Source organism: Roseateles sp. L2-2, assembly GCF_050613215.1.
GTDB lineage: Bacteria > Pseudomonadota > Gammaproteobacteria > Burkholderiales > Burkholderiaceae_C > Roseateles > Roseateles noduli.
On the sequence record NZ_CP192509.1, the window covers coordinates 5,819,281 to 5,840,834 of the forward strand.

The following is a 21,554-nucleotide window of genomic DNA, read 5'->3' on the forward strand; positions in this document are numbered from 1 at the left end:
GGCGCGCGGAGCCATTCCGTCACGCAAGCCCTCCTAGAATCCGCGATCCTATGAGTACCCTGCTCATCCTCCTGCCGGCCAGCCCGCCTCAGAACGGTGCCGCCCCGCTCGACTACGAATTCTGGTTCAGCCACGACGCGCAAGCGCCGGCCCACGCTCGGGGGCACGGCCAGCGCGCGCCGCTGGACGCGATGCCGCACGCCGACCGCGTGATGCTGCTGCTCGCCGACGACCAGGTCAGTTGGCTCCCTGCCCAATTGCCCAAGATCAAGGGCGCAAAGTTGCGCGCCGCGATCGTCGGGGTGATGGAGGACCATCTGCTCGAGGACGCCGACAAGCTGCACTTCGCGCTGATGGCCACGCCCGACGCCGAGGACCAGACCCACTGGGTCGCCGTGACCGCCCGCGAACCGCTGCGCACGCACCTGCAGGCGATGGAGGCGGCCGGGCTGCTGATCGAGGCGCTGCGACCGCTGTCGTGGCCGCGGGTCGCCAAGCCCGGCGAAGAGGACGTCGAGGAAGGCGGCCACGTCTATGCCGGCTCCGACGATCGCGCCCGGCTGCGCGTCACGCGCGTCGACGGTGTCGCCACCTTCCCGCTGGACAGCGGCGGCCTGCGCGGCTGGCTCGGCGAGAACTGGTGGGAAGACGCGCCCGTGACCGCGAGCCCCGCCGCCTCGGCCGAGGCCGAGCAGTGGCTGGGCCGCAAGGTGCGCGTGCTCAACGACACCGACCGCGTCTGGGCCGCGCGCGAAGCGCCGGTCAACCTGCTGCAGTTCGACCTGACGCCGCGCCAGCGCGGCTGGCAGCGCGTCCACCAAGGCTGGCAGACGCTGCAGTCGCCGACCTGGCGTCCCTTCCGCTGGGGCGTCATCGGCCTGATCGCCGTGCAGGTGGTCGGCCTGAACGCGATGGCCTGGCAGCAGGGGCGCGCGATCGATGCGCGCAAGACCGAACAGGAAACGCTGCTGCGCCAGGCCTTCCCGCAGATCCGCGTCGTCCGTGACGCCCGCGCGCAGATGGTCCGCGAGACCGAGACGCTGCGCGGCGGCGCCGGCCAGGTCGGCCCCGGCGACCTCGAGGATCTGCTCGGCGCCGTGGCCCGCGTCTGGCCGCAAGGCGAGCCGCCGTTGCCCAACGTCCGGTTCGAACAGGGACGGCTGCATCTGGCCGGACTCACGCCGCCGCAGCGCGCGCAACTGCGCGACCGGCTCGGACAGGATCCCGCGCTGCGGGTCTCCGAGGAAGGCGACACGCTCCAACTCAGCCTGCGACCCGACAACCGATGAACGCCATCACGACCATGCGACGGGACCTGACGGCCCGCTGGCAGGCCGCCACCCCGCGCGAACGCCTGATCGCGCGACTGACGGCCACCTTCGTCGGACTGCTGCTGCTCTGGCTGATCGCGCTGGCGCCGGCCTGGGCCACGCTGCGCAAGGCGCCGGGCGAGATCGACCGGCTCGACCGCGAACTCCAGCAGATGCGCGCGATGGCGCTGCAGGTGCAGAGCTTCAAGCAGGCGGTGCCGGTGTCGACCGAGCAGGCGATGACCGCCTTGCGCGCCGCGACGGCGCGGCTCGGCCCGAACGCCGAACTGACGATCACCGGCACGCAGGCGCAACTGCGGCTGCGCGGCGTGCCTGGCGGCGCGCTGGCGGTGTGGATCGGCGAGGCGCGCCAGGGTGCGCGTGCGCGTCCGCAGGAGGCCGAGCTGCAAGCCGGTCCGCAGGGCTACACCGGACGCCTGAGCGTCGTGCTGCCGGCCGCGGCGGGGAACTGAGCGATGGCCAAACAACAACCTCGCTTCATGGAATCGGCCTTCGTCCAGTCGGCCTTCATGCTGCTGGCCGCGCCGGGCAAGGCCGTGGCGCTGGTCCGCACCGACCGCGGCGCGATGCGCTGGGCGGTCGCGGGCGCCGTGCTGGGTCTGCTGACCTCGATCGTGCTCTGGGCGCCGGCGGCCTGGCTGGCCAAGGCGGTGGCCTCGGCGACGAATGACCGGCTGCTGCTCGCCGATGCGCGCGGCAGCGTCTGGAACGGCAGCGCGCGCGTGATCCTGAGCCCGGGCGAAGGCAGCCGCGACGCCAGCGAACTGCCGCAGCGCCTGGGCTGGTCGCTGCGCCCGATCTGGGCGGACGGCGGCCCCGGCGTGCGCCTGACCCTGGACCAGTCCTGCTGCATCAAGCCGGCGGCGCCGCTGACGGCGAGCTTCGGCATGGACCGGCTCACCGTGCGCCTGCCCGACGCCACGCCCGAACAACCCTGGATCCGCTGGCCGGCCGCCTGGCTGGTCGGACTGGGCACGCCCTGGAACACGCTGGCGCCGGACGGCGTCATCGCCGTCAGCGCGCAGGGCTTCGTCTTCGAAGGCAAGGGCAAGACCATCGCCGTGAGTGGCATGGCCCAGGTCGAGCTGCGCGACTTCTCCTCGCGCCTGGCGCAGGTGGCGCCGCTGGGCAGCTACCGGATGGGCCTGGTGGGTGGCGGCCAGGCGCCGCAACTGATCCTGTCGACGATCCAGGGGCCGCTGCAATTGAGCGGCCAGGGCACCCTGGGCGCGACGCGGACGCAATTCCAGGGCGAGGCGACCGCCGCGCCCGGCAGCGAAGCCGCATTGGCCAATTTGTTGAACATCATCGGGCGGCGCAACGGAGCGCGCTCGATCATCTCGGTGGGATGAGCATGAACAAGCACATGATGCGACCGACGGCGCTGGGCGTCGCGATCACCCTGATCGCGGGCAGCCTGCCGATGCAGGCCGGCGCACAGACGCAGCAGCAGAACCGCCGACAGCCGGCCGTGCGCGCGAGCACGCCGGTCACGCTGAACTTCGTGAACACCGACATCGAGGCGGTGTCGCGCGCGATGTCCGCCGCGCTGGGCAAGCCGATCCTGGTCGATCCGCGCGTCAAGGGCACGATGACGCTGACGGCCGAGCAGCCGGTGCCGGTGCAGGAGGCCTACCTGAGCTACCTGGCCGCACTGCGCGGCATGGGCTTCGCGATGGTCGAGACGGGCGGACTGCTCAAGCTGGTGCCCGAAGCGGAAGCGAAGCTGCAGACCGGCGCGGTGACCATCGCCGGCGAGTCGCGCACCCGCGGCGACCAGGTGGTGACGCAGATCTTCAAGCTCAGCCACGAAAACGCGAACAACCTGGTCGCGGTGCTGCGTCCGCTGATCACGCCGAACAACACGATCAACGCGAACCCGGGCAACAACAGCCTGGTGATCACGGACTACGCCGACAACCTGCAGCGCATCAGCCGCATCGTGGCGGCGCTGGACCAGCCCTCCAACACCGACATCGAGGTGATCCCGCTGCGCAACGCGGTGGCCTCGGACATCGTGCAGCTGGTGCAGCGCCTGTCCGACGGCGGCGGCGGCGCGCAGGGCGTCCAGGTGCAGGGCGGCGGCGGCGGCAGCGGCAGCGTGATGGCCGATCCGCGCAGCAACGCGCTGATCGTGCGCGCGGCCAATCCGGCCAAGCTGATGCAGCTGCGCGCGATGATCGCCAAGCTCGACCAGCCCAGCAGCGACACCGGCGGCAGCATCCGCGTCATCTACCTGAAGAACGCGGACGCGGTGCGCCTGGCCACCGTGCTGCGCGCGGCGTACACGAACAATGCGGGCCCCGGCGCGGGCGGTGCCAACAGCAGCCAGGGCGGCACCGGCGGCTTCGCCGGCGCGCAGACCGGCAGCGCGGGACAGTCGGGCGGCTTCGCGGGCAACAGTGCCTCGTTCGGCGGCGGGTCGTCGAGCTCGGGCAGCAGCGGCTCCAGCAGCGGCGGCGCCTCCACGCAGGTCAGCCAGACCGCCCAGGTCAGCACCGGCGGCTTCGTGCAGGCCGACCCGGCCACCAACTCGCTGATCATCACGGCGCCCGAGCCGATGTACCGCCAGATCCGCGCGGTCGTCGAGCAGCTCGACACGCGTCGCGCGCAGGTCTACGTCGAAGCGCTCGTCGTCAAGGTCGACGCCAGCAAGCTGGGCGAGTTCGGCGTGCAGTTCACGCAGCTGTTCGGAAACCGGGGCGACTCGACGGTGTCTGGGTTCGGCACCAACTTCGGCACCGGCTTCAGCAACATCCTGAACCTGTCGGGCGCCGTCGCGTCGGGCAAGACGGGCGCCACCACCGCCCTCGCGTCGGGGCAGGTGCCGGCGGGTCTGAACCTGGGCTTCCTGAAGAAGGTCGGCGACTTCTACACGCTGGGCGCCGTCGCCAATGCGCTGGGTCAGATCTCCGGCACGAACGTGCTGTCCACACCCTCGCTGGTCGTGCAGGACAACGAGGAAGCCGATCTGCTGATCGGCAGCAACGTGCCCGTGATCACCGGCAACTCGACGACGACCTCGGGCACGACGACCAGCCCGTTCCAGACCTTCGACCGCCGCGACGTCGGTCTGCGGCTGAAGGTCCGCACGACCGTGGGCGAGAACGGCACGGTGCGCATGAAGGTGTACCAGGAGAACTCGAGCGTCGTGGCCACGGTGAACGCGGCGACGCAGGGGCCGACGTTCGACAAGAGCGCGGTCGAGACCAGCGTGACGCTGGAGGACGGCCAGGTTCTGGTCCTGGGCGGCATGATGAAGGACGAGTACACCGACGGCGAGGACAAGGTGCCGGGCCTGGGCGACATCCCGTTGCTGGGCAACCTGTTCAAGAGCCAGAGCCGCAAGCGCGTCAAGTCCAACCTGATGATCTTCCTGCGTCCGGTGGTGCTGCGCACGCCGGAGAACGCGGCCTCGCTGACCGCCGACCGCTACGACGCGATCCGCGCCTACCAGCAGGAAGTGCAACCGAAGAGCACCCTGGTGCTGCCCGACACCGGCGCGCCGCTGCTGCCGGAGAAGCCGGCCTCCACGCCGAGCGGCGCGTTGCCGCAGCAATTGCCGCTGCCCGTGTATCCGGCGTCGTCGCCGGTGCCGGGTCCGGCCAAGGCACCGAGCGACGCCGCCAGCGCGCCGCAAGGCCGCTGAGCCCGGAGCGACCATGGCCAGCCGCCATCCCCTTCCCTACGCCGTCGCCAAGGCGCAGCACCTGCTGATCGAGGACGACGGCTCGCAGCGCACGCTGTGGGCCTCGCCCGCGCTGACGCTGCCGGTGCTGTCCGAGCTGCAGCGCGTCTACGCGCCGTCGCGCATCGAATGCCTGAGCGTGGCCGAACTGTCGACGCGCATCCAGGCCGCCTACGCCGGCGGCGAGGACAACGCCGCGCTGGTGATCGGCGAGGTCGAGAGCGCGGTCGACCTGTCGCGCATGATGCAGGACCTGCCGGCGGTCGAAGACCTGCTGGAAGCGGCGGACGACGCGCCCATCATCCGGATGCTCAACGCGCTGTTGACGCAGGCCGCGAACAACGGCGCGAGCGACATCCACATCGAGCCCTACGAGCGTGAGAGCTCGGTGCGTTTCCGCGTCGACGGCACCTTGCGCGAAGTCGTGCGGCCGAACCGCGCGCTGCACGCGGCGCTGATCTCGCGGCTGAAGATCATGGCGGAACTCGACATCGCCGAGAAGCGGCTGCCGCAGGACGGCCGGATCTCGCTGCGCATCGGCGGCCGCGCGATCGACGTGCGGGTGAGCACGCTGCCGTCGGCGCACGGCGAGCGCGCGGTGCTGCGTCTGCTGGACAAGTCGGAGTCGCGCTTCACGCTCGCGGCGCTGGGCATGGACGGCGAGCGGCTTGAGCGTTTCCAGCGCGTGGTGCAGCAGCCTCATGGCATCGTGCTGGTGACGGGTCCGACGGGCTCGGGCAAGACGACGACGCTGTACGCGGCGTTGCAGACGGTGGACACGTCGACGACGAACGTGCTGACCGTCGAGGACCCGATCGAATACGAACTGCCCGGCATCGGTCAGACGCAGGTGAACTCGCGGATCGACCTGACCTTCGCGAAGGCGCTGCGCGCGATCCTGCGGCAGGATCCGGACGTGATCATGATCGGCGAAATCCGCGATTACGAGACGGCGCAGATCGCGATCCAGGCGTCGCTGACGGGTCACTTGGTGCTCGCCACGCTGCACACGAACGACGCGGTGAGCGCGGTGACGCGTCTGACCGACATGGGCGTGGAGCCCTTCCTGCTGAGTTCCTCGCTGCTGGGCGTGCTGGCGCAGCGGCTGGTGCGCAAGCTGTGCCCGGTGTGCAAGTCGCCCGAGCCCCTGCCCGGCGGCGGCACGCGCTACCACCCGGTGGGTTGCCCGGCCTGCTCGAGCAGCGGCTACAAGGGCCGGACGGGCGTGTACGAGCTGATGGTGAGCAACGACGCGATGCGCAGCCTGATCCACAACCAGGCGCCCGAATCCGAGCTGCTGGCGGCGGCGCGCGCGAACGGCCTGCGCTCGATGCGCGAGGACGGCGACCGGCTGGTGGCCACGGGTGTCACGTCCGAAGAGGAAGTGCTGCGGGTCACGCGCGAGTGATCGCGGTGATGACACGGACGCACGAGCAGTAGAGACCGAGGTTACGAGCGATGCCCGCCTTCAAGTACGACGCCCTGGACGCGTCCGGCAAATCCCGCACGGGCCTGCTGGAGGCGGACACGCTGAAAGCCGCGCGGACGCAGTTGCGCACGCAAGGCCTGGTGCCGCTGGACGTGAAGGCGGTGGCTGCGCAGCCGGGCAAGAAGGCGCGCTTCGCGCGCCGCGCGTTCAAGGCGGCGGGGCTGGCGGTGTGGACGCGGCAGCTCGCGGGCTTGATCTCGGCGGGTCTGCCGCTGGAACGCTCGATGGCCGCGCTGGCCGATGAAGCCGAGGATCCGCGCCAGCGCGAGCTGATGTCGCAGCTGAAGGCGGAGGTCAACGCGGGCTCGTCGTTCGCGCGAGCGCTGGGCACGGCCCCGCGCGAGTTCGACGACGTCTACCGCGCGGTGGTCGCCGCCGGCGAGCAGAGCGGCGCGCTGGGTCCGGTGCTGGAGAGCCTGGCGGACGACCTCGAAGAACAGCAGCGACTGCGCTCCGAGCTCTTCGGCGCGCTGGCGTATCCGGTGATCGTCTGCATCATCGCGGTGCTGGCGGTGAGCTTCCTGCTGACCTACGTGGTGCCGCAGGTGGCGGCGGTGTTCACGCAGACGCGGCAGACGCTGCCGCTGCTGACGCGGATCATGATGGGCACCTCCGACGTGCTCCGCAACTGGGGGCTGGTGATCCTGATCATCGTGGTCGGCGGCTTCATCGGCATGAAGCAGTTGCTCAAGCGCGAAGGTCCGAGACAGCGCTTCGATGCCGCCTTCCTGAACCTGCCGCTGCTGGGCCGGCTCGCGCGAGGCTACAACGCGGCGCGTTTCTCGGGCACGCTGGCGATGCTGGCGGGCGCGGGCGTGCCGATCCTGAAGGCGCTGCAGGCCGCGGCGGAGACGCTGTCCAACAGCGCGATGCGCGCCGACGCGATGGACGCGCTGGCGCAGGTCCGCGAAGGCGCGCCGCTGGGCGCGGCGCTGGCGGGCAAGAAGCGCTTCCCGGGGCTGCTGTCGATGTTCGCGCGACTGGGCGAACAGACCGGTCAACTACCCGACATGCTGCAGCGCGCGGCCAAGCAGCTCGGCAATGAGGTGAAGCGCCGGGCGATGACGCTGGCCACGCTGCTCGAACCGTTGCTGATCGTCGCGATGGGCGGCGTGGTGATGCTGATCGTGCTGTCGGTGCTGCTGCCGATCATCGACATGAACAAGCTGGCGGCGCAGTAACGCGCCTCACCGGCGCCCACGCGCCGGTCCTCCGGAGTCAGGCGGCGGCCTATCATCCGCTTCATGCCCGCCTCTCTCGACGGCCGCCTGGTGGTGGCCCTTTCCTCCCGCGCGTTGTTCGACTTCGAAGAGGAGAACCAGCTCTTCGAGGACAGCGACGACCGCGCCTACATGCGCCTGCAGCAGCAGCGCCTGGACGAGCCCGCCAAACCCGGCACCGCGTTCTCCCTCGTGCGCAAGCTGCTCGCGTTCAACGCGCCCGGCGAGACGCCCCGCGTCGAGGTGGTCGTGCTGTCGCGCAACGACCCGATCTCAGGCATGCGCGTGTTCCGCTCCGCGCAGCATTACGGCCTGAACATCGAACGCGGCGTCTTCACCCGCGGCCACAGCCCCTGGCGCTATCTGAAGCCGCTCAAGGCGCAACTCTTCCTCTCCGCCAACGAGGACGACGTGCGATCAGCGCTCGTCGCGGGCGTCGCCGCGGCCCGTGTTTTCCCGCAGTCGGCGCGCGCCTCCGCCGCCTATCCGGATGAGTTGCGCATCGCCTTCGACGGCGACGCCGTGCTCTTCTCCGACGAGGCCGAGCAGGTCTATCAACGCGACGGTCTGGACGCCTTCCAGGAGCACGAGATCGCCCGCAAGCTGACCCCGCTGCCCGCCGGTCCGTTCAAGCAGGTGCTGCATGAGCTGCAGCGCCTGCAGGCCGCGCCCGCCGTGCCGATGCGCCTGCGCACCGCCCTCGTCACCGCCCGCAGCGCGCCCGCCCACGAGCGCGCCATCCGCACGCTGATGGACTGGGACGTCGAGGTCGACGAGGCCATGTTCCTGGGCGGTCTGCCCAAGGGCGAATTCCTCCGGGAGTTCGAGCCCGACTTCTTCTTCGACGACCAGCACGGCCACATCCAGAACGCCGTCCCGCACGTGCCCGCCGGGCACGTGGCCATGGGGGTGACGAACCGCTGACGCCGCCCGCGGCGCCAGAATCCGCGCCGCATGACTTCCGGCTGCCGTCAGGCCGGTCCCCTCCACGCTCCGACGCTCCGCCCCGGACTCCCACAAGGAAGACCCACGATGCGCATCACGCTCCGTCGCCTGGCCATCGCCACGGCCTGCTCGATGGCCACCCTCGCCATCGCCGCCGAATCCACCGCCACGGCGGCCGCCGCTGCCGGCACCGCCGACGCCGTCGCCCGCAGCGCCCCCGCGCGGCCGGCCGTCACCGATCCCTCGCTCGGCTTCTACCGCCAGCCAGCACTGCGCGGCGACCGGCTGGTCTTCGTCGCCGAGGGCGACCTCTGGCAGGCCAACGTCGCCGGCGGCACCGCCCAGCGCATCACCACGCACGGCGGCGCGGAGACCTTCCCCGCCATCTCGCCCGACGGCCGCTGGATCGCCTTCGTCGGTCAGCAGGAATCGACCGGCGACGTGTTCGTGATGCCGGCGGCCGGCGGCGTCGCCCGCCGCCTGACCTGGGACACCGGCGCCGTGCGCGTCTGGGGCGTCACCGCCGAGAACGAGGTGCTCTACTCGGGCGCCACCGAGCGCGGCGAACCCGGCACCCAGCTGCATCTGGTCTCGCTGATCACCAGCGCGCATCGCGCGCTGCCCGTCGGCCAGGCCAGCGACGGCGCCCTCAGCGCCGACGGCAAGACCCTCTACTTCACCCGCAACGGCCTGCGCGGCGACAACGCCCGCCAGTACCGCGGCGGCGCCCTCGCCCGCCTGTGGGTGATGGACCTCTCCGGCACCGCCGAAGCGAAGCCGCTGCTGCCCGAAGGCGCCAACGACCGCCGCCCGATGCCCTACAAGGATGCTGCCGGCAACGCGCGCGTGGCCTTCCTGTCCGACCGCGACGGCACCTACAACCTGTGGTCGGTGAAGGCCGACGGCTCCGACCCGCAGCAGCACACCCGCCACAAGGGCTGGGACGTCCGCCATGCGAGCCTGGACGGATCGCAGGCCGTGTATGCGCTCGGCGCCGATCTCTATCGCGTCGACCTCAATGGCGGTAGCGGCAGCGCCGAGCAGAAGATCGCCGTCAGCCTGGGCGGCGACTACGACCAGCAGCGCAAGCGCTGGGTCACCCGCCCGCAGGACTACCTGACCGCCGTCTCGCTGTCGCCCAACGGCGAGCAGGTGGTGATGACCTCGCGCGGCCGCCTGGCCACGCAGGGCGTCGGCCCGCTGCGCCGCGCGGAACTGCCCGTGCCCGCCGGCCTGACCGACGCCGGCCGCTGCCGCGACAACGCCTTCAGCGGCGACAGCCAGTCGGTGTTCGCGCTCTGCGACTTCAGCGGCGAGCTGGAGATCTGGCGCTTCGCCGCCAACGGCACCGGCCAGCCCAAGCAGATCACCGAAGGCGCGGTCGCGATGCGACGCTCGCTGTCGCCGTCGCCGGACGGCCGCTGGATCGCCCATGCCGACAAGGAAGGCCGCCTCTTCCTGACCGATCTGAAGAATCCCAACCGCGCCGCGGCCACTCGCGAGGTCGATCACGACCAGCTGGGCGACGGCGCGCAGTTCATGACCTGGTCCGCCGACGGCAAGGCGATGGCCTACGTCCGCAACACCAGCAACCCCTACCGCGAGCAGCTGATGCTGCTGACCGTCGCCGACGGCAAGGTCCATCAACTCGGCAGCGACCGCTACGCCGCGACCGCGCCGGCCTTCAGCCCCGACGGCCAGTGGCTGTACTTCCTGTCACGCCGCACCTTCAACGTGACCGGCAACCCCGGCCCCTGGGGCGATCGCAACATGGGCCCGTACTTCGACCGGGGCTGGAAGGTCTACGCGCTGGCGCTGCAGCCGGGCCTGCGTTTCCCCTTCGCCGCGCCGGACGAACTGCAGTCGATGAAAGCCAAGGAAGAAGCCGAGGTCCGCGAGCAGGAGAAAGACAAGCCCGACAACAAGGAGTCCAAGCAGAAGGTCGAGGAAGCGAAGGCCGCCGCGGTGAAGGAGGTCAAGCCTGCTCCCAAGGGCAAGCCCGAGATCCAGATCCCCGGCCTCTCGCTGCGCCTGTACGAGGTGCCGGTCGCGCCGGCCAACTACAACGCGCTGGCGGTCGATTCGAAGCGGCTGTACCTGCAGGAAGGCACCGCCCTTCGTCAGCTGCCGATCGGCCCGCAGGAATCGAAGCTGGAGACCTTCTCCGAGGGCGTCGCCTTCTGGGACCTGAGCGCGGACGGCAAGAAGCTGATGATCCGCCGTCCGGCCGCACCGGGCGCGGCGCCTGAGATCCTGATCGTCGACGCGGGTCCGAAGATCCCCGGCGATCTGGAGAAGGCCCGCGTGCGCTGGACCGACTGGCAGATCGCCGTCGACCCGAAGGCCGAATGGCGCCAGCTCTTCAACGACGCATGGCGCATGCAGCGCGACTTCTTCTACGACAAGGACATGCACGGCGTGGACTGGGTCGCGATGAAGGCGAAGTACGCGCCGCTGGTCGACCGCGTCACGGAACGCGGCGAACTCGCGGAGATCATGGCGCAGATGGTCGGTGAGCTGAGCCTGCTGCACAGCCAGGTCGCGCCGGGCGAGGTGCGCCGCGGCGTCGAGGAGCCGGGCTTCGCCGGCCTGGGCGCCCAGCTGGATCGCGATCCGAAGGGCTGGAAGATCGCCCGCATCTACGCCGGCGATCCGGAACTGCCGTCCGAGGCGGCCCCGCTGGCGGCGCCAGGTCTGAACCTGCCGGTGGGCACGGTGATCACGCAGATCAACGGCCGCGACGCCACGCAGGTCCCCGACCCGAGCGAGCTGATGCGCGGCCAGGCCGGCAAGCAGGTCCTGCTGCAGGTGCGCGAGCCCTCGGGCAAGGAACGCCCGGTGGTCGTCACGCCGGTCGACATGCGCCGCGAAGGGCAACTGCGCGTCAACGACTGGCGCTTCAGCCGCGGCAAGCTCGTCGACAAGGCCGCCGACGGCAAGATCGGCTACCTGCATCTGCGCGCGATGACCCGCGACGACATCGGCGACTTCGTCCGCGAGTTCTACGCCCAGAGCGAGCGCGAAGGCCTGATCATCGACGTCCGCCACAACAACGGCGGCAACATCGACAGCTGGATCCTGCAGACACTGCTGCGCCGCGCCTGGGCGTTCTGGCAGCCACGCTCGCCCTACGCGAGCAAGCCGTATCCGAACATGCAGCAGGTGTTCCGCGGCAAGGTGGTCGTGATCGCCAACGAGGAAACCTACTCCGACGGCGAGACCTTCTCCGAAGGCTTCAAGCGCCTCGGCCTGGGTCCGGTCATCGGCAAGACGACCTCAGGCGCGGGCGTGTGGCTGTCGGACCAGAACCGGCTGATGGACAACGGGCTGATGCGCTCGGCCGAGAACGGCCAGATCACCGTCGACGGCCAGTTCCTCGTCGAAGGCAAGGGCGTGACGCCGGATATCGAAGTCGACAATCCGCCGCGTGCGACCGCCAACGGGCAGGATGCGCAGCTCGATGCCGCGATCTCGTGGCTCAAGGACGCGATCGCGAAAGATCCGATCAAGACGCCCAAGCCGGGACCGTATCTGCGGCCGATCAAGCAGTAACTTCGAGACGTCGAGCGCGGCCCTGCACAGGGTAGGAGGCCTCGCGTCCGCGAACCTCCCACCCTGTTCCGGTCCCGGTGGCACTCGCTGCCCACCAATGAAAACGGGAGGCCTTGGCCTCCCGTTTGTCGTTGATGTCGTGCGTTGCCGTCGTGCGTTCAGCTCAGCGTGACGCGCGCGAACTGCCGCTTGCCGACCTGCAGCACCATCGTGCCTGCCTCGACCTTCAAGCCCTTGTCGCTGATCGTGACGCCGTCGATCTTGACGCCGCCCTGCTCGATCTTGCGGTTGCCTTCACCATTCGACGGCACCAGGTTGGCTGCCTTCAGCAAGGCCGCGATGCCCATCGGGGCGCCGCTGAGCGAGACCTCGGGGATGTCGTCCGGGATGCCGCCGCGGGCGCGGTTGTTGAAGTCGGCTTCAGCGTCTTCCGCCGCCTGCGCACTGTGGAAGCGCGCCGTGATCTCCTTGGCGAGCATCACCTTGGCTTCCTTCGGGTTGCGACCGCCCTCGATCTCGCGCTTCAGCGCGGCGATCTCGTCGATGGACTTGAAGCTCAACAGGTCGAACCACTTCCACATCTGCACGTCGCTGATCGACAGGATCTTGGCGAACATGCCGTTGGCCGGCTCGGTGATGCCCACGTAGTTGTTCTTGGACTTGGACATCTTGTCCACGCCGTCCAGGCCTTCCAGCAGCGGCATCGTCAGGATGCACTGCGGCTCCTGGCCATACTCGGCCTGCAGGTGGCGACCCATCAGCAGGTTGAACTTCTGGTCGGTGCCGCCCAGCTCCAGGTCGGCCTTCAGCGCCACCGAGTCGTAACCCTGCATCAGCGGGTAGAGGAACTCGTGCACCGAGATCGGGGTGCCGGCGGCGTAGCGCTTGGTGAAGTCGTCGCGCTCCATCATGCGGGCCACGGTGTACTTGGCGGCCAGCTGGATCAGGCCGCGCGCGCCCAGCGGATCGCTCCATTCGCTGTTGTAGCGGATCTCGGTACGGGCCGGGTCCAGCACCAGGCTGGCCTGCTTGTAGTAGGTCTCGGCGTTGTGCTTGATCTGCTCGGGCGTCAGCGGCGGCCGGGTCGCGTTGCGTCCGGAGGGGTCGCCGATCATGGAGGTGAAGTCGCCGATCAGGAAGATCACCTGGTGACCCAGATCCTGCAGCTGGCGCATCTTGTTGAGCACCACCGTGTGGCCGACATGGATGTCGGGCGCCGTCGGGTCCAGGCCCAGCTTGATGCGCAGCGGCTGGCCGGTGGCCTCGGAACGCGCCAGCTTCTTCAGCCACTCGTCCTGCGGCAGCAGTTCCTCGCAGCCCCGCAGCGATTGCTGCATCGCATGACGGACCCGGTCGGTGATCGGAAATTCGGGGGCCGACGGGGCCCGGGTTCGGATGTCAGACATGGCGCTTCAAAGCCCGCACGGGCTTACGTAAAGTCTTGATTTATCGGGTTTTCTAGCATTTGTAACCCGGACCCGCCGGTATACTTCCGGCTGTTTTTGCGGGGCGCCATGAGGGCAATTCACATGCCTGACCTGACGCTGCAACGCAAGACGGCGATTCTAGTGGACGCTCCTCGCAGCATCTGGACGCCCCGCTCGGGCGTCCTTCGCTTTGAAGGGCATCGAGTCTTCCGAATCGTCGGACAACGAGCCATTCGGGCCACGCGCTTTTACCGGCGTGAGCGGCGGACGGCACTCCTCAGGCTCCAGAAAAAGGTCTTCGGCGCGTGATGAATTGGAATGACGAATGGCAGCGCGTGCAGCGCACCCTCGCTCGCGCCGAGTCCTTCGCGGCCAAACACCCTCGCGCCCTGACCGGCACCGTGGTCGGTGTCCTGAGCTGCTTCGCCGTGACCGCCTTCGGCGTCGCGCCGCTGGCCCCTGACGCGGCGGATCTGCCGCAACGCGTCGTCTCCGAATCCATCCCGCTGCAGTCGCTGGACGAGCAACTGGCCGACCTGGCCGCGTTCGATCCGGGCCTGTCGCGCAGCGACGTCACCCGCGCCGCCGACACCGCCGATGCGCTGCTCAAGCGCATGGGCGCATTCGACACCGCCGCCGCCGCCTTCCTTCGCTCCGACGACACCGCCAAGAAGCTGCTGACCGGCCGCGTCGGCAAGCGCGTGCAGGTCGTCGCGACCGCCAGCGGCGAAGTGCAGTCCCTGGTCGCCCGCTACGCGGCCGAGGCCAGCGAGCAGCAGGACACCCATTTCACCCGCCTGAGCATCACCCGCCAGGGCGACAAGTTCGTCTCCAAGCTGGAGACCGTGGCCTTCGAGACCCAGACCCGCCTGGGCAGCGGCACGATCCAGTCCTCGCTGTTCGCCGCGACCGATGAGGCCAACGTGCCCGACGCGATCGCCACGCAGCTGGCGGACATGTTCTCGGGCGACATCGACTTCCACCGCGAACTGCGCAAGGGCGACCGCTTCTCGCTGGTCTACGAAACCCTGACCGCCGACGGCGAGCCCATCACCTGGGGCAACCGCTCCGGCCGCCTGCTGGCCGCCGAGTTCGTGAACAACGGCAAGAGCTACCAGTCGGTCTACTTCCGCGATCCGGCCAGCGGCAAGAGCAACTACTACGGCTTCGACGGCGAGAGCAAGCGCCGCTCGTTCCTGGCCAGTCCGATGGAGTTCTCGCGCGTCACTTCCGGTTTCGCGATGCGTTTCCATCCGATCCTGCAGACCTGGCGCCAGCATCAGGGCATCGACTACGGCGCGCCGACCGGCACCGCCGTGCGCAGCGTCGGCGACGGCAACGTCGAGTTCGCCGGCTGGCAGAACGGCTTCGGCAACGTCATCCAGCTCAAGCACAGCGGCAACCGCATGACGGTCTATGCCCACCTGAGCCGCATCGACGTCAAGAAGGGCCAGAAGATCGAGCAGGGCCAGAAGATCGGCGCCGTCGGCTCGACCGGCTGGGCGACCGGACCGCACCTGCACTTCGAGTTCCGCGTCAACGGCAAGCAGCAGGATCCGCGCGTGATCGCGCGCGCCTCCGAGGCCGTGACCCTGCCCGCGACCGCCAAGGCCGCGTTCAACTCGCAGGTCGCGAGCGCGAAGAACGCCCTCGAGGCCGCCGCCTCGATCCACGACGGCGTCGTCGGCGAGTAAGCGAACCGGCGGGCCCTCCCAGCGCTCCGCCGCGTCGCCGCCCCACTCGCAGCACCCCGACCTCCCGAGCACCCGGCCATGAAGAAGTCCGGCACCGAGCTCTACATCGGACTGATGTCGGGCACTTCGCTCGACGGCGTCGATGCAGTGCTGCTGCGCGCCGAGGCCGATGGCCGTGTCCAGGCGCTCGCCCACGACTACCAGGCCTTCGGCCCGGAACTTCGCGCCGAACTCCTGGCGCTCAACAGCCCCGGGAACAACGAACTGCAGCGTGCGGCGCTCGCCGGCAATGCGATCACGCGCGCCTATGCGCAGGCGAGCCGGGCGTTGCTGACAGCGCAGCGGCTCGTGCCTCAGGAAGTCCGCGCACTGGGTGCGCACGGCCAGACGGTTCGTCACCGCCCTGGCGAATTCGATGGCATCGGCTTCACGCTGCAGTTGCTCAACGCGCCGCTGCTGGCGGAGCTCTCCGGCATCGCCGTCGTCCACGACCTGCGCACCCGTGATCTCGCGGCCGGCGGACAGGGCGCACCGCTGGTGCCGGCCTTCCATCGCGCCGTGCTGGCACAGGACGGCACCGACGTCGTCGTGCTGAACGTCGGCGGCATCAGCAATGTGAGCCTGCTCTGGGCGGACGGTCGCAGCGGCGGCTTCGACTGCGGTCCCGGCAACTGCCTGATGGACGGATGGATCCATCGCCACCAGGGCGCCGCGTACGACGCCGGCGGCCAATGGGCCGCACAGGGTCAGGTGCACACGGGGCTGCTCAACGCGCTGCTGGACGAGCCCTACTTCCGTCAGACGCCGCCGCGCAGCACGGGGCGGGATCTCTTCCACCTCGACTGGCTCGACGGACGGATCGAGGCGCATGCGCCCCGCGCCTCCGCCGTCGATGTGCAGGCGACGCTGCTGGAGCTGAGTGCGCTGTGCGTGCTCGACAGCCTGGTCGCCTTCGCGCCGGGCGCCTGGCGCGAGCTGCTGGTCTGCGGCGGCGGCGCGTTCAACGACACGCTGCTGAAGCGCCTGCAGGCGCTGCTGCCGACCGTGGCCGTCCGCACCACCGCAGCGAAAGGATTGCCGCCGATGCAGGTTGAAGGCGCCGCCTTCGCCTGGCTGGCGATGCGCCATGTGCGCGGACTGCCCGGCAACCTGCCGGCGGCGACCGGCGCATCCGGCCTGCGCGTGCTGGGCAGCTACACGCCGGCCTGATCGACCGCCTGATCGCCCACCTCATCGACCGCCTGGCCACCGCGCCGATCGACAGACTCCTCAGCGACCAAGGTCGGGCTCCAGAAACGACAAGACCGCCCGAAGGCGGTCTTTGTCATTCGGCCCGAGGACCGAGGCTTCCGACAAGTCCGGGGCTTGCGCCGCTCAGACGGAGAAGCTGGACCCGCACCCGCAGGTCGTCTGCGCGTTCGGATTCTTGATCACGAACTGGGCGCCTTGCAGATCTTCCTTGTAGTCGATCTCGGCGCCGACCAGGTATTGCAGGCTCATCGCGTCGATCAGCAGCGTCACGCCGTTCTTGGCCATCTGCGTGTCGTCGTCGTTGACGGCCTCGTCGAAGGTGAAGCCGTACTGGAAGCCGGAGCAACCGCCGCCCTGCACGAACACGCGCAGCTTCAGTTCCGGATTGCCTTCTTCCAGCACCAGTTCGCGCACCTTCTCAGCCGCGCTGTCGGTGAAGACCAGCGGAGCCGGCATGCCGCCCAGATCGGTGGAGGTGGTTTCGAGGACTGCGCTCATCGTGGATCCTGTTGTGTCGGAGGAATGGCGGGATTATCTCAAAGCCCCCGCTTGGGAAGCGGATCCTTGGAGATAAGCCCCTTCGGCAGGATATGCACCCTGTCGAACAAAAAACAAGGCGGAAAGAAGGAACCGCCAAAAAACAAGGCCGCTGAAGCAGCGGCCTTGTCCTTGAGCTTTCGCCACCGATGACATCCCAACCCGGATGCCATCGATGGGCGGAAGTCGATCAGCGCTTGCTGAACTGCTTCCGGCGACGGGCGCCGTGCAGACCGACCTTCTTACGCTCGACTTCACGCGCATCACGCGTGACGAAGCCGGCGCGGCTCAGTTCGGGCTTCAGGGCCGCGTCGTAGTCGATCAGCGCGCGGGTGATACCCAGGCGGACCGCACCGGCTTGGCCGGACTCGCCGCCGCCGTGCACGTTGACCTTGATGTCGAACGCTTCACCATTGTTCGTCAGCAGCAGAGGCTGGCGCGAAATCATGATGGACGTTTGACGGCCGAAGTACTGCTCGATCGTGCGGCCGTTGACCGTGATCTGGCCAGTGCCCTTCTTGATGAAGACACGAGCCACAGACGACTTGCGACGGCCGGTACCGTAGTTCCAGTTTCCGATCATCTCCGCTCCTTAGATTTCCAGCGCCTTGGGCTGCTGGGCGGTGTGCGGATGCGTGTCGCCCGCATACACCTTCAGCTTCTTGATCATCGCGTAGCCGAGCGGGCCCTTGGGCAGCATGCCCTTGACGGCCTTCTCCAGGGCGCGGCCCGGATGCTTGGCTTGCATGTCCTTGAACTTGGTGGCGTAGATGCCGCCCGGGAAACCCGAGTGACGGTAGTACACCTTGTCCGTGGCCTTGTTGCCGGTGACGCGCAGCTTCTCGGCGTTGATGATGACGATGAAGTCACCGGTATCGACGTGAGGCGTGTAGATGGCCTTGTGCTTGCCGCGCAAACGGAGTGCCACTTCGCTGGCAACACGTCCGAGCACCTTGTCGGTGGCGTCAATCACAAACCACTCGTGCGTCACTTCGGCCGGCTTGGCGCTGAAGGTCTTCATGAGATTCTTTCAAAAGGCGAAACTTCGGGCGATCTGCCCCCGTACGCTCGGTGCACGCTTGTTTGCGGATGTCACGATCAAAGTGACTCCGCTGCGGCCTCTCACGGACGTTCCCCCGCTGCCTTGGAAACGGGAAAGCCGACGAGTCTAGCAGAACCCGCCCGAAAGCCCAAATGCCGGCTGTCGCCGCCCGGCAGCGGCCTTCGCCAGGCCGCTCGCGGCGCCGCTTTGTGACGCATCCGGACAGGCGCCGGCGCCGTTCCCCGCTAGCATCCGTCCGCATCCCCGAACCCACCATGCCTGCCCCGAACGATCCCCGCCCGACCCCGCCTCCGCCGAAGGCGCCGGAGGCGACGCCGCCCTCCCGCTGGAGCCCGCGCGCGATGCTGGCGCGCTGGACCGGCTGGGTGCCGATCCGCTCGCTGGGCAAGCGCCACCGCAAGCGCATCCTGCAGCATCTGCTGGCCTTGGGCGAGCGCGACCGCTACCTGCGCTTCGGCTACCCCGCCCGCGACGAACAGATCGAGAAGTACGTCGGCGGCCTGGACCTCGTCCGCGACGAGGTGCTGGGCATCTTCAACCGCCGCCTGCAGCTGATCGCCGTGGCCCATCTGGCCTACGCGCCGGCGCCGCAGATCAAGGGCCGTCCGGCGATGGCGGAGTTCGGCGTCTCGGTCGCCACCTCCGCGCGGGGCAAGGGCTTCGGCGGCCGGCTCTTCGAACGCGCCTCGCTGCACGCGCGCAACCGCGGCATCGATACGCTGTTCATCCACGCGCTCAGCGAGAACGCTCCCATGCTCAAGATCGCCCGCAACGCCGGCGCGACCGTCGAGCGCGACGGCGGCGAGTCCGAAGCCTGGCTGCGCCTGCCGCCGGACTCCGTCTCCTCCCACGTCGACGAGGCGCTGGAGCGCCACATGGCCGAATGGGACTTCCAGTTCAAGCGCCACATGCGCACCGTGGGCGACTTCCTGGATGGCGTGGCGGAGGTGAAGTCGCGCATCCGCAAGGTGCGGGACCGCTCCGACGATCCCGGATCCAAGCGCTGAACCAGGCGCCGAGGACCCATCGGCGGCACGCTGTTCGCACAGATACCGGTTTCATTCCCGGGGCTCCCACCCGATTCCAGGGGGTGTCGGGGGTCAGTTCTGATGCAATTTGTAACGCCTTTCCGCTACATTCCCGCGATTCGCCCGGTACGGTGTGTCTGATTCGCTGCTCCCGTGCGTCCTCCGGCGCCCTCGAGCGCCATCCGTACGGTCCGTCCAGCTGATTGGGCTCATTGGGTATGCAGAACCTGCTTCCGTGGATCATCGCGGGGCTGTCGGCGCTGGCAGTCCTGGGGCTGGCCGCCGCGCTCCTGCTGCGGCGCCCGCGCCGCGAGCGCAAGCCGCTGCCCACGGAGTGGTCGCTCAACGCGCGTCCGGTCTTCAGCGCCGACGAACGCCGCGTCTTCCGCCTGCTGCGCGAGGCCTTGCCCCACCACGTCGTCATGTGCAAGCTGCCGATGGTGCGCTTCTGCCAGCCGACCGAGGCGCGCGACGTGCGCTACTGGTATGAGCTGCTGGGCGGGATCAGCGTGAACTTCGCGATCTGCAGCCCCAACGGCCGCGTGCTGGCCGCGATCGACATCGAGACCGACCGCCCGGGCTCCGCCCGCAGCCTGCAGATCAAGCAGGCGGTGCTGGCGGCGTGCCGCATCCGCTATCTGCGCTCGTCGGTGGACAACCTCCCCACCGCGACCGAATTGCAACTGCTCGTGCCCTACAGCAACCAGGGCAGCCGCGCCGGCATGGCCGCGATGCCGCGCGCCGGTGCGTCGCACCTGCCGAGCGCCCCGCCGGTCGCGCCGCGTCGCGCGGCCCCCGCCGCACCGGCGACTTCGCGCAACACGCTCTGGAACGACTCGCCGGTGTTCAGCGATTCCTTCTTCGCGCCCGACAGCCGCTACGACGCCTTCAGCGGCGAATCGATGCAGGCGCCGCTGCCGCCCGCGGAGCCGCGCACCCGCGGCTACCGTCCGCGCGCCGGCGCGCAGGACGCCGCGGCCTTCCGCGACTCCCAGCTGCGCGACCCGCATGCGCGCGACACTCTGGGGCGCGAGGCGCAGTTCCGCGACTCCCAGTTCCGCGACTCGCAGTTCGGTCGCGACTTCCCGACCCTGCCCAGCGAGCTCCCGGACCCCGACATCGGCGGCGTGGTGGTCGACACGCCCCGCTACGGGCGGCGCTAAGCTACGCCCCTGCCCGCTCTTCGAGGACACGACGGCGCCACGGCGCCGTTTTTGCTGCCCTCTCCGCTCCGATGACTGACATGACGGCCGGCTTCGGCCTCCTGACCCCCGAACTGATGCTCGACGCGCTGGAGCATGCGGGGCTGCGCCCCGACGGCCGGCTGCTGCAGCTGAACTCGTACGAGAACCGCGTGCTGATGGCCCATCTGGAGGACGGGGCGGCGGTGGTCGCGAAGTTCTACCGCCCGGGCCGCTGGAGCGATGCGCAGATCCTGGAGGAGCACGCCTTCGCCCAGGCGCTGGCCGACGCCGAGGTGCCCGTGGTCGCGGCGCTGCCGCTGACGACCGACGGCGTCACCGGGACGCTCGGCCACTTCAAGGGCCAGCGCTTCGCGGTGACGCCGCGTCAGGGCGGCCGCGCGCCGGAGCTGGAGGATCCCGAGGTGCTGCGCTGGATCGGCCGGCTGCTCGCGCGACTGCACGAGGTCGGCCAGCGCGAGCCCTTCGCGCACCGGTTGTCCTGGAACAGCGCCGCGCCCGCGCGGGAAGCGCGCGACTGGCTGCGCGCACACGACACGCTGGCGCCGGAAGTCGCGGCCAACTGGCACGACGCGGCCGCGCGCTGCATCGAGGCCATCGATGCCGCCTTCGAGGCGCTGCCCGATCGCCGCGCGCTGCGTCTGCACGGCGACTGCCATCCCGGCAACATCCTGTGGACACCGGATCGCGGCCCGCATTTCGTGGACCTCGACGATGCGGTGCAGGGGCCGGCGGTGCAGGACCTGTGGATGCTGCTGTCGGGCGAGCCCGAGGCGGCGCGTCGCCAGCTGGACGCGCTGCTCGACGGCTACGAGAGCGTGCGCGAATTCGACTGGCGCGAGTTGAAGCTGGTCGAGGCGCTGCGCACGCAGCGGATGATCCATCACAGCGCCTGGCTGGCGCGCCGCTGGGACGACCCGGCCTTCCCCGCGGCCTTCCCCTGGTTCGGCACGCCCAACTACTGGAGCGACCAGGTCGTGAAGCTGCGGGAGCAGCTCGACGCCATGCAGACGCAAGCCCGGCCCGCCGACGGCTGGCACGGCTGAGTCGTGCGACCGCTGCGCGGGGTCGGCCGCGCAGCGCAGCGCTGACCGGCATCGGGGCGGGCGCCTCGCATCCGAGCCAGA

The 21,554-nt window shown here is 69.5% G+C and carries 17 protein-coding genes; 13 read left to right on the forward strand and 4 right to left on the reverse strand.

The window, feature by feature from the left end:
• Positions 1 to 50 precede the first annotated feature (50 nt).
• The 8 genes from gspL to ACQZ13_RS26050 all read left to right on the forward strand — a co-directional run bounded on the left by gspL (position 51) and on the right by ACQZ13_RS26050 (position 12,225).
• Complete coding sequence (gspL, locus tag ACQZ13_RS26015; protein ID WP_431048741.1) at positions 51 to 1,289, forward strand: type II secretion system protein GspL; 1,239 nt, start codon at positions 51 to 53, stop codon at positions 1,287 to 1,289.
• Complete coding sequence (gene gspM, locus ACQZ13_RS26020; RefSeq protein ID WP_431048742.1) at positions 1,286 to 1,783, forward strand: type II secretion system protein GspM; 498 nt, start codon at positions 1,286 to 1,288, stop codon at positions 1,781 to 1,783. Before gspL ends, gspM begins: the two co-directional genes overlap by 4 nt.
• Positions 1,784 to 1,786: 3 nt before the next feature.
• Positions 1,787 to 2,683 (forward strand): type II secretion system protein N, encoded by an 897-nt coding sequence (gene gspN, locus ACQZ13_RS26025; protein ID WP_431048743.1) that lies wholly within the window; start codon positions 1,787 to 1,789, stop codon positions 2,681 to 2,683.
• A 2-nt stretch (positions 2,684 to 2,685) separates the two neighbouring features.
• On the forward strand, positions 2,686 to 4,980 hold the full coding sequence (gene gspD, locus ACQZ13_RS26030; protein WP_431048745.1) for a type II secretion system secretin GspD: 2,295 nt from the start codon (positions 2,686 to 2,688) through the stop codon (positions 4,978 to 4,980).
• Positions 4,981 to 4,993: 13 nt separating this feature from the next.
• Complete coding sequence (gspE, locus tag ACQZ13_RS26035; RefSeq protein ID WP_431048746.1) at positions 4,994 to 6,427, forward strand: type II secretion system ATPase GspE; 1,434 nt, start codon at positions 4,994 to 4,996, stop codon at positions 6,425 to 6,427.
• A gap of 50 nt (positions 6,428 to 6,477) precedes the next feature.
• Entirely contained in the window at positions 6,478 to 7,689 is a 1,212-nt protein-coding gene (gspF, locus tag ACQZ13_RS26040; protein ID WP_088407862.1) for a type II secretion system inner membrane protein GspF, read from the forward strand.
• Between the two features lie 63 nt (positions 7,690 to 7,752).
• Complete coding sequence (locus ACQZ13_RS26045) at positions 7,753 to 8,652, forward strand: 5'-nucleotidase (protein WP_088407860.1); 900 nt, start codon at positions 7,753 to 7,755, stop codon at positions 8,650 to 8,652.
• 108 nt (positions 8,653 to 8,760) lie between these two features.
• Positions 8,761 to 12,225: a S41 family peptidase gene (locus ACQZ13_RS26050; RefSeq protein WP_431048747.1), complete on the forward strand. Its 3,465-nt coding sequence runs from the start codon at positions 8,761 to 8,763 to the stop codon at positions 12,223 to 12,225.
• Positions 12,226 to 12,383: 158 nt separating this feature from the next.
• Here the strand turns inward: ACQZ13_RS26050 and tyrS are convergent, their stop codons facing one another.
• A complete protein-coding gene (tyrS, locus tag ACQZ13_RS26055; protein ID WP_431053401.1) occupies positions 12,384 to 13,562 on the reverse strand; it encodes a tyrosine--tRNA ligase in 1,179 nt (392 codons plus the stop codon).
• Between the two features lie 398 nt (positions 13,563 to 13,960).
• Between tyrS and ACQZ13_RS26060 the strand changes: the two genes are divergently transcribed.
• Together ACQZ13_RS26060 and ACQZ13_RS26065 are read left to right on the forward strand one after the other, a co-directional pair.
• Positions 13,961 to 15,346, forward strand: a complete 1,386-nt coding sequence (locus tag ACQZ13_RS26060) for a peptidoglycan DD-metalloendopeptidase family protein (RefSeq protein WP_431048748.1) — start codon at positions 13,961 to 13,963, stop codon at positions 15,344 to 15,346.
• Between the two features lie 78 nt (positions 15,347 to 15,424).
• On the forward strand, positions 15,425 to 16,555 hold the full coding sequence (locus ACQZ13_RS26065; RefSeq protein WP_431048749.1) for an anhydro-N-acetylmuramic acid kinase: 1,131 nt from the start codon (positions 15,425 to 15,427) through the stop codon (positions 16,553 to 16,555).
• 165 nt (positions 16,556 to 16,720) lie between these two features.
• Here ACQZ13_RS26065 and erpA read toward each other — a convergent pair whose 3' ends face one another.
• The 3 genes from erpA to rplM all read right to left on the reverse strand — a co-directional run bounded on the left by erpA (position 16,721) and on the right by rplM (position 18,155).
• Positions 16,721 to 17,095 carry an iron-sulfur cluster insertion protein ErpA gene (gene erpA / locus ACQZ13_RS26070; RefSeq protein WP_088407855.1) on the reverse strand — a complete coding sequence of 125 codons (375 nt, stop codon included), beginning with the start codon at positions 17,093 to 17,095 and terminating at the stop codon, positions 16,721 to 16,723.
• Positions 17,096 to 17,324: 229 nt separating this feature from the next.
• Positions 17,325 to 17,717 carry a 30S ribosomal protein S9 gene (gene rpsI / locus ACQZ13_RS26075; RefSeq protein WP_088407854.1) on the reverse strand — a complete coding sequence of 131 codons (393 nt, stop codon included), beginning with the start codon at positions 17,715 to 17,717 and terminating at the stop codon, positions 17,325 to 17,327.
• A gap of 9 nt (positions 17,718 to 17,726) precedes the next feature.
• On the reverse strand, positions 17,727 to 18,155 hold the full coding sequence (rplM, locus tag ACQZ13_RS26080) for a 50S ribosomal protein L13 (protein WP_067065533.1): 429 nt from the start codon (positions 18,153 to 18,155) through the stop codon (positions 17,727 to 17,729).
• Positions 18,156 to 18,451: 296 nt separating this feature from the next.
• Here rplM and ACQZ13_RS26085 point away from each other — a divergent pair, with 296 nt between their 5' ends.
• From ACQZ13_RS26085 to ACQZ13_RS26095, 3 genes are all read left to right on the forward strand, one after another.
• On the forward strand, positions 18,452 to 19,204 hold the full coding sequence (locus tag ACQZ13_RS26085) for a GNAT family N-acetyltransferase (protein WP_431048750.1): 753 nt from the start codon (positions 18,452 to 18,454) through the stop codon (positions 19,202 to 19,204).
• 239 nt (positions 19,205 to 19,443) lie between these two features.
• Positions 19,444 to 20,388 (forward strand): DUF2726 domain-containing protein, encoded by a 945-nt coding sequence (locus ACQZ13_RS26090; protein ID WP_431048751.1) that lies wholly within the window; start codon positions 19,444 to 19,446, stop codon positions 20,386 to 20,388.
• 71 nt (positions 20,389 to 20,459) lie between these two features.
• Complete coding sequence (locus ACQZ13_RS26095) at positions 20,460 to 21,473, forward strand: serine/threonine protein kinase (RefSeq protein WP_431048752.1); 1,014 nt, start codon at positions 20,460 to 20,462, stop codon at positions 21,471 to 21,473.
• The last annotated feature ends 81 nt before the right edge of the window (positions 21,474 to 21,554 follow it).